The sequence below is a fragment of the Bifidobacterium pseudolongum subsp. globosum genome (genome assembly GCF_004155535.1).
GTDB classification, from domain to species: domain Bacteria; phylum Actinomycetota; class Actinomycetes; order Actinomycetales; family Bifidobacteriaceae; genus Bifidobacterium; species Bifidobacterium pseudolongum_C.
In genome coordinates this window covers 66,204-78,421 of record NZ_RYUH01000010.1, presented here as the reverse complement: position 1 = coordinate 78,421, position 12,218 = coordinate 66,204, and the positions used below count along the sequence as shown (strand labels likewise).

The window sequence follows — 12,218 nt, the reverse complement described above, 5'->3', positions numbered from 1 at the left end:
ACCGCAGCCATACCAACCACAAGGATCGGAACACCAGCATGACGGAACCGAATATCAGCGGCCAGGACCAGGCGATCCTCGAACTGCTCGAGAACGACGCCCGGCTCAACGCGCAGGACCTCGCCGACATCCTCAACGAAGACGCCAAGGATGTCGCACACGCCGTACGCCGCATGGAGGACCAGAAGATCATCTGCGGCTACCATACGGTGATCAACTACAACAAAGTGCTGCGCGACGAGCGCATCATGGCGTTCATCGAAGTGGACGTCTCGCCGATGAAGGACCAGGGTTACGACCACACCGCGGCCCTGCTCGCGAAATACCCGGAGATCGATTCGCTGTATCTGATCACCGGCGACAACGACTTCATCTGCCTTGTCCAAGGGCGCACGATGTTCGAGGTGTGCCAGTTCGTGGCCGACCGCATCGCCGTCATGGAGCATGTGCAGAGCACGAAAACCCTGTTCGTGCTCAAGCAGTACAAGCAGTCCGGCGTGCTCACCGGCGCGGCCCGCACGGCCAACAGCGAGGGACGATTGGTGGTGAGCTACTGATGAAATCCATCAACCGGACCATCGAACACCTTAAACCCAGTGGCATCCGCAAATACTTCGATCTGGCGAACGCGATGGAGGGCGTCATCTCGCTCGGCGTCGGCGAGCCTGATTTCGACACCCCATGGCATATCAGCGCGAAAGCGGTGGAATCCTTTGAGGAGGGACACACCCACTACACGGCGAACCGTGGCCTGATCGCGTTGCGCAGGCAGATCGCGAACTATTACCGCAACCGCTACGGCATCGCGTATGACCCCGACTCGGAGATCCTTGTCACCGTGGGTGGCTCGGAAGCCGTCGACCTGTGCTGCCGCACGCTGATCAACCCCGGCGACGAAGTGATTGTGCTCGACCCGAACTATGTGGCCTACGAGCCCGCGATCCTCATGGCCGGCGGCGTGCCAGTGCGCATTCCGCTGACCCAGGAGCACGATTTCAAGCTCCTGCCCGAAGACCTCGAGCGTGCGATCACCGAGAAGACGAAAGCGATCATCGTCAACTTCCCATCGAATCCGACCGGGGGCGTGATGACCCGTGAGGACTATGCCCGATTGGTCCCGATCCTCAAGGAATCCGGCATCTACATCATCTCCGACGAGATCTATTCCGAACTCGTGTTCGCAGGGGAGTTCTGCTCCCCTGCAAGCTTCGACGAGATTCGAGACCAAGTGCTCGTGATCAATGGCTTCTCGAAGGCATTCGCCATGACCGGTTGGCGCCTTGGCTACCTGTTGAGCAATCCTGAGTTGAGCGAACAGCTGACGAAGGTGCACCAGTTCGTCATCATGTCAGCGCCCACCGCAGCGCAATACGCGGCGATTGAGGCACTCGAACACGGCATGCCGGACATCGCGGGCATGAGCAAGGAATACGAGGCGCGCCGCAATCTCATCTGCGCGCGTCTGAACCGCATGGGATTGACGACCAATGTGCCGAACGGCACATTCTATGTGTTCGCGAACATCACGTCATCAGGGTTGTCATCCGACGAATTCTGCGTACGGCTGCTCGAAGAGCAGAAGGTCGCGATTGTGCCGGGCACCGCGTTCGGTGAGTCCGGCGAGGGCTTTGTGCGCATATCCTATGCGACGAGCATGGAAGACATTAAAGAGGCGTGTGCGCGCATCGACGCGTTCCTCGAAACGCTGCACAACGACTGACCACACTGCGTCAGCATCAAGAAAGGGGACCGGCATGATGCCGGTCCCCTTGAGGACTATCTAGGATTCAATGAATCCGAATGGTTTCAGCCGTTGACGCGGTCGATGCCGGCCTGCACGTCGGAGAGCACGGAGTCCCAGGACTTGATGAAGGCGGCGACGCCGTCAGCCTCAAGCTTGTCGGTGACATCCTTGAAGTTCACGCCGACTTCGGCGAGGTCGTTCATGATGTCGTGCGCTTCGTCGTAGTTGCCGGAGACGATGCCCAGCGTGGCGTCGCCGTGGTCTGCGACAGCGAGCAGGGTCTTCTCAGGCATCGTGTTGACGACGTCCTTGGCCACGAGCTCGTCCACGTACTTGGTGTCGGAGTAAGCGGCGTTCTTGGTGCCGGTGGAGGCCCACAGCGGACGCTGCTTCTTGGCGCCCTTGGCTTCGAGCTCGGCCCAGCGGGAATCCTCGGCGAACTTCTTCTCGAAGAGTTCGTAGGCGAGTCGGGCGTTAGCCACAGCGGCCTTGCCCATGAGGCCCTTGGCCTCGAGGGAGCCGATCTCCTCAAGCTGCTTGTCGACAGCGGTGTCCACGCGGGAGACGAAGAACGAAGCGACGGAAGCGATGTGCTCCAGGTCGTGGCCGTTGGCGGCGGCCTGGGCAATGCCCTCGATGAAGGCGTCGATGACCTGCTCGTAACGCTCGAGCGAGAAGATCAGGGTGACGTTCACGGAGATGCCCTTGGCCAGGGTGGCGGTGATCGCCGGAAGGCCTTCGAGGGTCGCCGGAATCTTGATCATCGCGTTCTTGCGGTCGACCTTCTCCCAGAGTTCCTCAGCCTGCTTCTCGGTGGCTTCGGTCTCGTGGGCCAGACGCGGGTCGACTTCGATGGACACGCGGCCGTTCACATAGTCGGAAGTCTCGGCGACCGGCTTGAAGATGTCGCAGGCGTTGCGCACGTCGGTGGTGGTGAGCTCGCGGATGGCGGTCTCAACGTCGACCTTGCCGAGTTCCTTGAGCTGTGCGTCGTACGGGCCGACCTGGCTCAGGGCCTTCTGGAAGATGGACGGGTTGGTGGTGACGCCAACCACGTTGTCGTTCTTGATGAGCTCTTCGAGGTTGCCCGACTCGATGCGGGTGCGGGACAGGTCGTCCAGCCAGATCGACACGCCGGCGTCCGAAATTGCCTGAGTGGATGCAGTCATTTGTTTTCTCCTACTGTTTGTTGGATGAAATCTTGAGGGTTTGCCCATGGAATTGGCCATGGGCAAAGGGGAGGGGCCTTGCAGCCCCTCCCGTACAGCTGTGGTTCAGCGCGCAGCTTCGATGGAGGCCTTGGCGGCTTCCACCACGTGCTCGGCGGTGATGCCCAGATCGATCATGTTCTGGGTGCCGTCGCCCTGCAGGCCGAACTGCTCGATCGAGACCGGCTTGCCATAGGTGCCGAGGTACTTGTACCACGGCTGGGCCAGACCAGCTTCGACGGAGACGCGGGCCTTGACGGAAGCCGGCAGGACGGACTCCTTGTAGTCCTCGTCCTGATCCTCGAACCATTCCATGCAGACCATGGACACGACGCGGGCCTTGACGCCCTCATCGGCCAGCTTCTTGGCGGCTTCGACAGCCCACTGGACTTCGGAACCGGTGGCCATGATGATCACGTCCGGATCGCCTTCGGTGTCGACGAGGATGTAGCCACCCTTCTTGACGCCTTCCTTGGCCTTGGCCGCGGTCTCGGCGAGGGTCGGCACGCCCTGGCGGGTCAGCACGAGGGCTGCCGGCAGCGTGTTGTCCTTCTCGAAAAACGCGCGGTAGGCTTCGGCGGTCTCCCATTCGTCGGCCGGGCGCACGACTTCGAACTGCGGGATGGCGCGGAACGAATCGAGGTGCTCGATCGGCTGGTGGGTCGGGCCGTCTTCGCCCAGAGCCACGGAATCGTGGGTCCAGATGAAGAGGTTCGGGATCTCCATGAGGGCGGCCAGACGCACGGCGGCACGCTCGTAATCGGCGAACTGGAAGAAGGTGCCGGAGAACGGGCGGGTGTCGGAGCCGAGCAGGATGCCGTTGGTGATGCAGCCCGAGGCGAACTCACGCACGCCGAAGTGCAGCTGACGGCCGTAGATGGAGCAGTTCGGCCACTGGGTGGTGGCGTACTTCGCCGGGGCGAAGGACTGCGCGCCCTTGATGTTGGTGTTGTTGGAACCACCGAGGTCGGCGGAGCCGCCCCACAGTTCCGGCATCACGGCGGCGACCGCGTTGAGCGCGGCGCCGGAAGCCTTGCGGGTGGCGACCTTGGATCCGACTTCGAACGTCGCCTCCAAATCGTCGATGGCCTTGTCGAAGTCCTCAGGGAGCTCGCCGGCCTTGATGCGGTCGTACAGGGCGGCCTTGTCCGGATTGGCGCCGCGCCACTGGGCGAGGGCCTCATCCCATTCCGCATGGGCCTGGGCGCCGCGCTGGGCGACCTCACGGGCGTGGGCGAGGGCCTCTTCGTCGATCTCGAAGGTCTTGGCCGGATCGAAGCCGAGCACCTTCTTGAGGGCCGCCACGGCCTCATCGCCGAGGGCCGAACCGTGCGAGGACGGATCGTTGGTCTTGCCCGGGGTCGGCCATGCGATGAGCGTGTCGACCTTGATGAAGTGCGGGCGGTCGGTGACCTGCTCGGCCTTCTCGAGGACCTTGGTCAGGCCTTCGATGTCTTCCTTGTAGGAGCCGTCGGGCTGGATGAAGCTGATCTCGTCGGTGTACCAGCCGTAGGCCTCGTAGCGCTTGAGCACGTCCTCGGCGAACGCGATCTTGGTCTCGCCTTCAATCTGGATGTGATTGGCGTCGAAGATGACGAACAGGTTGCCGAGCTCCTGGTTGCCGGCGAGCGAGGACGCCTCGGAGGAGACGCCTTCCTCGACGTCGCCTTCACCGCAGATGACCCACACCTTGTGGTCGAACGGGGACTTGCCGGCCTCGGTGTCGGGGTCGAGCAGGCCGCGCTCGAAACGCTGGCCATAGGCGAAACCGACGGCGGAGGCGAGGCCCTGGCCCAGCGGGCCGGTGGTCATCTCGATGCCCGGGGTCAGGCCGACTTCAGGATGGCCCGGGGTACGGGTGTCCTTGCCACCACGGAAGTACTTGAGGTCGTCCAGCGTCAGGCCATAGCCCGAGAAGTACAGCTGCACGTACTGGGTGAGCGACGCATGGCCGCCGGAGAGGATGAAACGGTCACGGCCGGCCCAGTTCGGGTCGCTCGGATCGTGCTTGATGAAACGCTGATACAGGGTGTAGGCGATCGGAGCCAGCGAAATCGGGGAGCCGGGGTGTCCGGAGCCCGCCTTCTGCACGGCGTCAGCGGAGAGGACCTTCGCCATCTTGATGGCGCGCTCGTCCAGTTCAGACCAGGTGTTATCGGTCATAGGTGATCTACTTTCCTTCCAATACTTCGGGCAGGGGGGAGCCCGGCTGTTTGCCGGACCACCGACGCCCTTCACATTGCCTTTTCATACTAACCGCCATAACCGACTTCATGGCGCGGTTTCGTCGCGTTCGCGCGCGTCTTGGCACCGCGGCCGGCGTTGGGGCTCAAGCGTACAGGCCCATGAAGGGCCTGTCGGGAAAAGTTCTCCCATCGCTATAACTAGCACTCCATGACCAAGAGTGCTCATACAATATCGAAAAGACCATCGTTTACGCGCGCGCCGCGCTATTCGATTCGCACGACACGCAGAACACAGCACATAAAGCAAAGGAGGCATGGCGATGACCCAGACACGTCGCATGCAGGTGTTGCGCGCCGTCGTCGAAGATTACATCCGTTCGCAGGAGCCGGTGGGCTCGTCGGCGCTCATCGCACGGCACAACCTCAAGGTGAGTTCGGCCACGATCCGCAAAGACATGGCCGCGTTGGAAGACGAGGGGTTCCTGACCCAACCGCACACATCCGCCGGCCGTGTGCCGACCGAACGTGGGTACCGGTACTTTGTGGATTCCCTGTCCCAACTGGTGCCATTGACCGAGCCGCAGCGCGAAGCCATCCGCGCATTGCTCGACGGTTCCGTGAACCTGCAGGACGCACTGCAGCGGTCCGCCAGACTGCTCGCCCGGTTCACCGGCCAAGTGGCCGTGGTGGCCTCGCCGGCGCTGTCGAAGGCGCGCTTGTGGCATCTGGAGGTCATCGCCGTCTCATCGACCTCACTGCTCGCCGTTGTGGTGACCGACACCGGCCGTGTGGCCCAGCATATCCTCACCGTGCCGCACCTGCCCGACGGACGGCATCTGCAGGAATTCTGCGACGCCGTCAACGCCCGCTGCAGCACGCAGACACTGCGGCGTGCGGCGCGCACAATCCGCGCGATGCACGCAGATGAGACGCATGCGGATCTGGAAGGACTGCCGAACCGGCTTGCGGACGCGTTCGAGACGATGGCGGACGAGGAACGCACGAACGAGCTGTTCGTGGCGGGCGTGTCCACCCTCGCGCACCAACATGACTCCGCACAGGATCTGGCCCCGCTGTTCGATGCGCTCGAGGAACGCGCCGTGCTCATGCATCTCATGAGCCAGCTGAGCACTGCGGGCGATGCCAACGGCGTGGGCGTGGCCATTGGATCGGAAACCAACAATCCCGATCTGGCCCACGCGGCCGTCGTCTCGGGCGGATACGGCAGGACGACGCCATACGGCGGCCCGGATGCCGTGGACAAGACGGGGCAGGAGCCCATTGCATTTGTGGGATCCATCGGCCCGACGCACATGAATTATGAGATCGCGATGGCCGCCGTGCACGCAGTGGCCAGATACCTCACCGCACTGGTCTCGAACAACGACATGGAAATCACCCGCTGATACGCCATACGTGCGCCGTATCATCAAGACATCGACCATTACCGAAGCTAACCGAGAGGAACAACGCCATTGGCTGCTGACTACTACGAGACCCTGGGCGTGGAGCGCACGGCCAGCGAAGAGGACATCAAACGCGCCTACCGCAAGATGAGCCGCAAATACCACCCGGACATCGCAGGCCCTGAATTCGAAGAGAAGTTCAAAGAGGTCAATACGGCGTACGAAGTGCTGTCCGATCCGGACAAGCGCAGGATGTACGACGCGGGGGTGGACCCCAACGACCCCAATGGCGGTGCTGGCGGGTTCGGCGGCTATGGCGGGTTCGGCATGGGCGACATCTTCAGCCAGTTCTTCGGCGGTGCGTTCGGTGACGCCGCGGCAAACGAGCCGATTCCGCGCGCGCAGCCGGGCCGCGACACGCTCGAATCCCTGACCGTGGACCTGCAGATGGTCGTCTTCGGCGGCACGCAGAATCTCACGTTCTCCACGCTCGGCACCTGCGCCAACTGCGAAGGCACCGGTTCCGAGCACGAGGAGCCGCCGGTCACCTGTGACGTGTGCCACGGCCGTGGATTCGTGCAGAAGGTCGTGCGTACGATGCTCGGCCAGATGATGACGTCCGCCCCGTGCGAACATTGCGAGGGCCACGGCACGATCATCGTGCACCCGTGCACGGTCTGCCATGGCCACGGCCGCGTGCCGACTTCGCGCACGATCGGCGTGCCGGTGCCCGCAGGCGTGGATTCCGGCACCCGCATCCGCCTCGCGCACGAAGGCGAGGTCGGCGAATGCGGCGGTGAGGCCGGCGACCTGTACGTGGACATCCGGGTGCGCAAGGACGAGCGGTTCTCCCGCGAAGGCGACAATCTGCATTGCTGGATCCAGGTGCCGATGAGCTGGGCCGTGCTGGGGCACACCATCGACGTCAGCACGTTCGACGGTGACCGCCAGCTGGAGGTGCCGGCGGGCTGCCAGCCCGAGGAAACGATCACGCTCGACGGTCTGGGCGTCACGCATCTGCAAAGCAAGGGCGAGCGCGGTGATCTGGTGGTGCACATCAACGTGCTGATCCCCACCAAGCTCAATGACCGCGAACGGGAGCTCATCGGCGAGTTCGCGCAGCTGCATGACGCCAAGGCGTCGACCGTCTCGCAGAATTCCAAGCCGGCGGCGCCGCAGAAGAAGGGATTCTTCAGCAAGCTGAAAGACGCCCTCGGTTGAAGCGCGCGCCGGCGCCGGTGACCGCCGGTATCCGCGCATAACAGTGGCCGTGGTTTCGGTATCGCCCGAGACCACGGCCACTGTTGTGTATATATGGTTCAGCCGAGCAGCGAGCGGCACATCTGGCGGTATTCGCTCACATAGCCACCGCCGAAGAACACGCAATGGCCTGCGATGGGGTACAGCTGCCATAGCGTGATGCGTTCCTGATATCCGGCCTTCAACGGGTGCACCGACTGGTAGCCTTCGGTGATCTCGGTCAGGTATGACATGCCGAAGAGATGCAGCATCGCCAGATCCTCCTCACGGTGGCCGCCATGTGCCGCTGGATCGATCAGCACGGCCTGTGTGTCACCGGTGTCGTTGGTCCACATCACATTGCCGCTCCACAGGTCTCCATGCACACGTGCAGGACGGTCGCCTGACGCACGTCCCAGCAGTTCGGGTAGTACGTCGATGACGCGCTGGGTGAGGTCCATGTCCGACTCGCGCAGTGAACCGCGTTCGATGCCGAGTTGCACCATGGGGCGCAAGCGGCCTTCCGCCAAGTATGTGGCGGGTTCGGTCCATGTGCCGGTGTCCATCGGCACTGGATCCTGCAGCGGCCCGAAGTAGCAGGTGCCGTCGTATCCCGCCGGGGCGGAGCCGAAATACGGGGCGCCGGCGTCATGCATATGGGCGAGTTCCGCACCGAACCGGTAGGCGGCGTCAGCTGTGGGGGAACAAGGGGAGACGCGTTCGATATCCAGATAGTCATTGCCCCAATCGAAGACCTTGACCACGCGCGGACCACCTTGGGATTGCGCTTCACCAAGCCATTCCAAACCCCTGCCTTCACATTCAAAGAACCCTTGCGGGGCGAAAGCCCGACTCTTGCGGTACACTGCTTTGCTCATGTCATCTCCTTGCATACTGGACGTATGGCTGTATGCCCCATCGTAAAACGGGCAGTGTATTCGTTGCGCTACAGTAAAGCGTGGTAGCAATCACCGATCACACACAGTTAAGGGGAGTCATGAATTTCTTCCAAGCGATATTCCTCGGATTGGTGCAGGCGCTGACCGAATACCTGCCGGTCTCGTCCAGCGCGCACATCCGCATCATCGGAGACCTCATGCTGGGCAGCGACCCTGGCGCCGCGTTCACCGCGATCATCCAGATCGGCACCGAGCTCGCGGTGCTGTTGTACTTCCGCCATGACATCTGGAACATTCTCAAGAACTGGTGCATCTGTCTGGCGGGCAAGAACGGCAAGGATTGGAAGCACCGTCTGGGCGAGGGCAACAAGGATGCACGCCTCGGCTGGTACATCATCATCGCCACGCTGCCGATTGTGGTCGCTGGCCTGCTGTTCCAGGACGCCATCGAAAACACGCTGCGCAACCTGTGGATCACCGCGGCGATGCTGCTCGTGTTCGGCGTCATCCTGTGGATCGTCGACGATAAGGCACCGCAGGTGAAGACGATCGACGACATGACCACAAAAGACGCCGTGTGGTACGGCATCGGCCAGATGCTCGCACTCATCCCGGGTGTGTCCCGTTCGGGCGGCACCATCACCTTCGGCCGCGCCATGGGCTACACGCGCGAGGCCGCGGTGCGCTGCGCCTTCCTCATGGCCATCCCCGCCGTGTTCGGCGCAGGCATCCTCGAAGCCGTCAAGGCCGTCAAGGAAGCCAATGACCCCACTGTGAACGCTATGTTCCCCGGCTGGGGCGCCACCATCGCCGCAACGGTCGTGGCGTTCGTTGTGGGCTACATCGTGATCATCGGGTTCCTCAAGTTCGTCTCGACGTTCTCATACAAGGCGTTCGCCATCTACCGCATCGTGCTGGCGATCATCGTGGCGATCCTGCTGCTCACCGGTGTGCTGCAGCCGCTCGAGGGCATGGCGCTCGGCGGCAACGCCTGACGTTGTGCTTGGCAAAGCGAACGGCCCGTCCCGATTCTTCCGATCGGGACGGGCCGTTCGCTTTGCCAAGCACAACGCATCACGCCATACCAGACGACGAAGATGCTTATGGGAGGTCCCGCAGATACGCTTCGGCCTCCTGCACCAACTGTTCCACGGCTGGGGTGCCGGCGGAAGCAATGGCACGGGCGTGCTGCTTCAGGTCGTAATCGTGCTCAAGCTGGTCCACATAGCCATCGAGATCCGCGTTGTTGCGCACCATCACGTCGCAATGCGCGCGCCATTGGTCGGCCTTGCCCTCCAGCTCCTGCGCGTTGAATTTGAAGCCGATCACCGACGCCAGCTGCTGGAACAGCTCCAACGTGGCCTGTGGACAGGGGGCATTGCCGCCAAGGTACTGGGGGACCGACACCCAGATGGATGTGGTGTCGAAGCCCTCTTCGATGGCCATCGCATCGATGATGTGCGGAATGCCGATGGGGCCGTTGTATTCATTCTCCGGATCGGACTGCACACCATTCACGCTTACGTCGATCGGCAGATCACGGGTATGGGGGCATTCGGCGAACATCGAACCCAGCGTGACGATTCTACTCACGTCATATTGCTTGGCAAAGTGCAGCGTCTCGCGTACATAATCCATCCACCGGTAGTTCGGTTCCGGACCAAGCTGCGCAAGCAGGTGCAGATCGTCGGTGACCGTGATGTCATAGAACGCAGTCTGTGGCCACAGGATGCGGCGCGTGCCTTGGATCACGCATTGCATGGGGCGCGATGTCTGGTAATCGTAATATCCATCGCGGCTGATGTGACCCACTTCAAGGGAGCGGTATTTCGACACCAGATGCCGAATGACGTTGGTCGCGCTCTGGCACGCGTCGTTCCACCCGTCAAAAGCCGCAACCATAACGTATTTCGGTCTGGTTCTGTGCTCGTACATGACTACAACTGTATCCCTTGCGCTGTGACGGAATCGTGAAGATTAGCCGCTGGTGAATGACCGCAATAATGCTGCGCTTGAGACAAGCATATTTTCCCGAAGCGGGGCACTCTTCCCCGCGTCCACATGCTGACATGGGCCACCAGTCCGGAAGCTTTCCTGCGCGTGGGCACATTGCCGGTGTTCGTCTAGACTGACGCACAACAAAAGCGCGGAATACCAGCGCGACACGCCGTATGTTGCGCATTTGGAGGTTGTGGTTTATTGTAGTGACTCGTGCTCAGGCAGAGGAAATCCTCTGCGGAACATATGCGGACATAGCTTAGTTGGTAAAGCGCGACCTTGCCAAGGTCGAGACCGCGGGTTCGAGTCCCGTTGTCCGCTCTAAGGTCCGAAGAGTGTAACAGACCTTTACGGTGGGTTAGCCAAGCGGTTAGGCAGCGGCCTGCAAAGCCGTATAGACGAGTTCGACTCTCGTACCCACCTCGCACAGATGGCTTCGGCCATTTGAGTCAACCGGGCGGTTGGCGCAGTGGTAGCGCACTTCCCTGACACGGAAGGGGTCACAAGTTCGAATCTTGTATCGCCCACGAGCCGAGCAATCGGCGTATAACAGAAGAACGGGTGATTGGCGCAGCGGCTAGCGCACTTCCTTCACACGGAAGGGGTCGTAGGTTCGATTCCTACATCACCCACCATCAAACCCCACGGGCCACTGGTTCGTGGGGTTTTTCATTCCAACACACCCGTTGGGCGTTGGAATTCGCCGTTTGCGTCGCTGTTTTCGCCGTTATCGTCAACAATCAAGCAAAAAAGTGACCACAACGGCGAAAACAGTGGCACAAACGGCGAATCTGCTCACATGAGCGCATAAGGCCGTGTTTCATCGCGATCAGACGCTCAGTGCAGCCCCATGATGGTCACCCCGGCGACAACCGGCAGGGGAAGCAGCAAGGACAATACCACTCCATACACAGGTATCCGGTTGCCCTTGTCCGTGAACGCCCCGAACGCTGTGCCGAAGACAAAGAACGCGAATCCTACCGCTTGGATGACAGGCGCCGCCAGGGCGCCGTTGCGGATGATCTGCACGACGGCCTGCAACGACCACAGGACCAGATTGCCAAGGCATATCCATGATCCCAGTTTGATGTTCCACTGTTTATCCAACTGAATCATCACACATTCACCTCCTTTCCGACATACGCCATCGCACACGTCCGGCATCATGCACAGGCCACGCCACCAACGAATGTGTTGCCGATTCCGCCGAAACGAGTGCCGGTTGGAGTTGAGCGTACGCATCACCGGTACAGGTATTTGCCTTCGTCGATCTTGCGGGCGATGTCCTGCATCTCCGCGGCAAGCCGCCGGTCCTCTTCGGTTCCGGAGTTGAGTTTGTGCGCCTTGCGGTCAAGCCGGTATTCGTTGCCGAAATATGCGCTGATTCCAAGAATCACCACTGCGATGACAATCCAGACCATGATGCCCCCTTATGCTGCATAGTCCCGGTCCATTGCAGAACAAGATACGTCCGGCATGCAGGAGGCACGCCGTCATTGCCAGCAAAGCTGAAAAGCATACGCGCCATTCGACCAAGA

At 61.5% G+C, this 12,218-nt stretch carries 11 protein-coding genes and 4 tRNA genes; 9 read left to right on the top strand and 6 right to left on the bottom strand.

Going from position 1 to position 12,218, the window contains the following annotated elements; translation table 11 throughout:
* Window positions 1–38: 38 nt before the first annotated feature.
* Window positions 39–557 carry an Lrp/AsnC family transcriptional regulator gene (locus PG2093B_RS04560; protein ID WP_022857531.1) on the top strand — a complete coding sequence of 173 codons (519 nt, stop codon included), beginning with the start codon at window positions 39–41 and terminating at the stop codon, window positions 555–557.
* Entirely contained in the window at window positions 557–1,720 is a 1,164-nt protein-coding gene (locus PG2093B_RS04555) for a pyridoxal phosphate-dependent aminotransferase (RefSeq protein ID WP_129897479.1), read from the top strand. Before PG2093B_RS04560 ends, PG2093B_RS04555 begins: the two co-directional genes overlap by 1 nt.
* Window positions 1,721–1,806: 86 nt before the next feature.
* Here the strand turns inward: PG2093B_RS04555 and tal are convergent, their stop codons facing one another.
* Window positions 1,807–2,913 carry a transaldolase gene (gene tal, locus PG2093B_RS04550; protein WP_129897478.1) on the bottom strand — a complete coding sequence of 369 codons (1,107 nt, stop codon included), beginning with the start codon at window positions 2,911–2,913 and terminating at the stop codon, window positions 1,807–1,809.
* Between the two features lie 105 nt (window positions 2,914–3,018).
* Window positions 3,019–5,115, bottom strand: coding sequence for a transketolase (gene tkt / locus PG2093B_RS04545; RefSeq protein WP_129897477.1), 2,097 nt, complete (start codon window positions 5,113–5,115; stop codon window positions 3,019–3,021).
* 343 nt (window positions 5,116–5,458) lie between these two features.
* Between tkt and hrcA the strand changes: the two genes are divergently transcribed.
* Together hrcA and dnaJ are read left to right on the top strand one after the other, a co-directional pair.
* Window positions 5,459–6,544, top strand: coding sequence for a heat-inducible transcriptional repressor HrcA (hrcA, locus tag PG2093B_RS04540; protein ID WP_129897476.1), 1,086 nt, complete (start codon window positions 5,459–5,461; stop codon window positions 6,542–6,544).
* 69 nt (window positions 6,545–6,613) lie between these two features.
* Window positions 6,614–7,765 carry a molecular chaperone DnaJ gene (gene dnaJ / locus PG2093B_RS04535; protein WP_022857526.1) on the top strand — a complete coding sequence of 384 codons (1,152 nt, stop codon included), beginning with the start codon at window positions 6,614–6,616 and terminating at the stop codon, window positions 7,763–7,765.
* Between the two features lie 98 nt (window positions 7,766–7,863).
* On the opposite strand, the gene PG2093B_RS04530 is transcribed toward dnaJ, so the two are convergent.
* A complete protein-coding gene (locus PG2093B_RS04530; RefSeq protein WP_129897475.1) occupies window positions 7,864–8,661 on the bottom strand; it encodes a fructosamine kinase family protein in 798 nt (265 codons plus the stop codon).
* 119 nt (window positions 8,662–8,780) lie between these two features.
* On the opposite strand from PG2093B_RS04530, the gene PG2093B_RS04525 reads away from it, so the two are divergent.
* On the top strand, window positions 8,781–9,677 hold the full coding sequence (locus tag PG2093B_RS04525) for an undecaprenyl-diphosphate phosphatase (RefSeq protein WP_101429549.1): 897 nt from the start codon (window positions 8,781–8,783) through the stop codon (window positions 9,675–9,677).
* Between the two features lie 106 nt (window positions 9,678–9,783).
* On the opposite strand, the gene PG2093B_RS04520 is transcribed toward PG2093B_RS04525, so the two are convergent.
* Window positions 9,784–10,584 carry a PAC2 family protein gene (locus PG2093B_RS04520; RefSeq protein ID WP_129897474.1) on the bottom strand — a complete coding sequence of 267 codons (801 nt, stop codon included), beginning with the start codon at window positions 10,582–10,584 and terminating at the stop codon, window positions 9,784–9,786.
* Between the two features lie 344 nt (window positions 10,585–10,928).
* Between PG2093B_RS04520 and PG2093B_RS04515 the strand changes: the two genes are divergently transcribed.
* From PG2093B_RS04515 to PG2093B_RS04500, 4 genes are all read left to right on the top strand, one after another.
* Window positions 10,929–11,001: transfer RNA gene (locus PG2093B_RS04515), tRNA-Gly, on the top strand.
* 31 nt (window positions 11,002–11,032) lie between these two features.
* Window positions 11,033–11,103, top strand: a tRNA-Cys gene (locus PG2093B_RS04510).
* A 32-nt stretch (window positions 11,104–11,135) separates the two neighbouring features.
* Window positions 11,136–11,207: transfer RNA gene (locus PG2093B_RS04505), tRNA-Val, on the top strand.
* 32 nt (window positions 11,208–11,239) lie between these two features.
* Window positions 11,240–11,315 (top strand) — tRNA-Val (locus PG2093B_RS04500).
* Window positions 11,316–11,517: 202 nt separating this feature from the next.
* Here PG2093B_RS04500 and PG2093B_RS04495 read toward each other — a convergent pair.
* Window positions 11,518–11,796, bottom strand: a complete 279-nt coding sequence (locus tag PG2093B_RS04495; RefSeq protein ID WP_129897473.1) for a hypothetical protein — start codon at window positions 11,794–11,796, stop codon at window positions 11,518–11,520.
* A gap of 125 nt (window positions 11,797–11,921) precedes the next feature.
* Window positions 11,922–12,101, bottom strand: coding sequence for a hypothetical protein (locus PG2093B_RS04490; protein ID WP_022857517.1), 180 nt, complete (start codon window positions 12,099–12,101; stop codon window positions 11,922–11,924).
* Between the last annotated feature and the right edge of the window lie 117 nt (window positions 12,102–12,218).

What these genes read in the sequence shown, in the direction of transcription:
- PG2093B_RS04560 (WP_022857531.1), top strand. Translation starts at nt 39, where the DNA reads ATGACGGAACCGAATATCAGCGGCCAGGACCAGGCGATCCTCGAACTG.
- PG2093B_RS04555 (WP_129897479.1), top strand. Translation starts at nt 557, where the DNA reads ATGAAATCCATCAACCGGACCATCGAACACCTTAAACCCAGTGGCATC.
- tal (WP_129897478.1), bottom strand. Translation starts at nt 2,913, where the DNA reads ATGACTGCATCCACTCAGGCAATTTCGGACGCCGGCGTGTCGATCTGG.
- tkt (WP_129897477.1), bottom strand. Translation starts at nt 5,115, where the DNA reads ATGACCGATAACACCTGGTCTGAACTGGACGAGCGCGCCATCAAGATG.
- hrcA (WP_129897476.1), top strand. Translation starts at nt 5,459, where the DNA reads ATGACCCAGACACGTCGCATGCAGGTGTTGCGCGCCGTCGTCGAAGAT.
- PG2093B_RS04530 (WP_129897475.1), bottom strand. Translation starts at nt 8,661, where the DNA reads ATGAGCAAAGCAGTGTACCGCAAGAGTCGGGCTTTCGCCCCGCAAGGG.
- PG2093B_RS04525 (WP_101429549.1), top strand. Translation starts at nt 8,781, where the DNA reads ATGAATTTCTTCCAAGCGATATTCCTCGGATTGGTGCAGGCGCTGACC.
- PG2093B_RS04520 (WP_129897474.1), bottom strand. Translation starts at nt 10,584, where the DNA reads ATGGTTGCGGCTTTTGACGGGTGGAACGACGCGTGCCAGAGCGCGACC.
- PG2093B_RS04495 (WP_129897473.1), bottom strand. Translation starts at nt 11,796, where the DNA reads ATGATTCAGTTGGATAAACAGTGGAACATCAAACTGGGATCATGGATA.
- PG2093B_RS04490 (WP_022857517.1), bottom strand. Translation starts at nt 12,101, where the DNA reads ATGGTCTGGATTGTCATCGCAGTGGTGATTCTTGGAATCAGCGCATAT.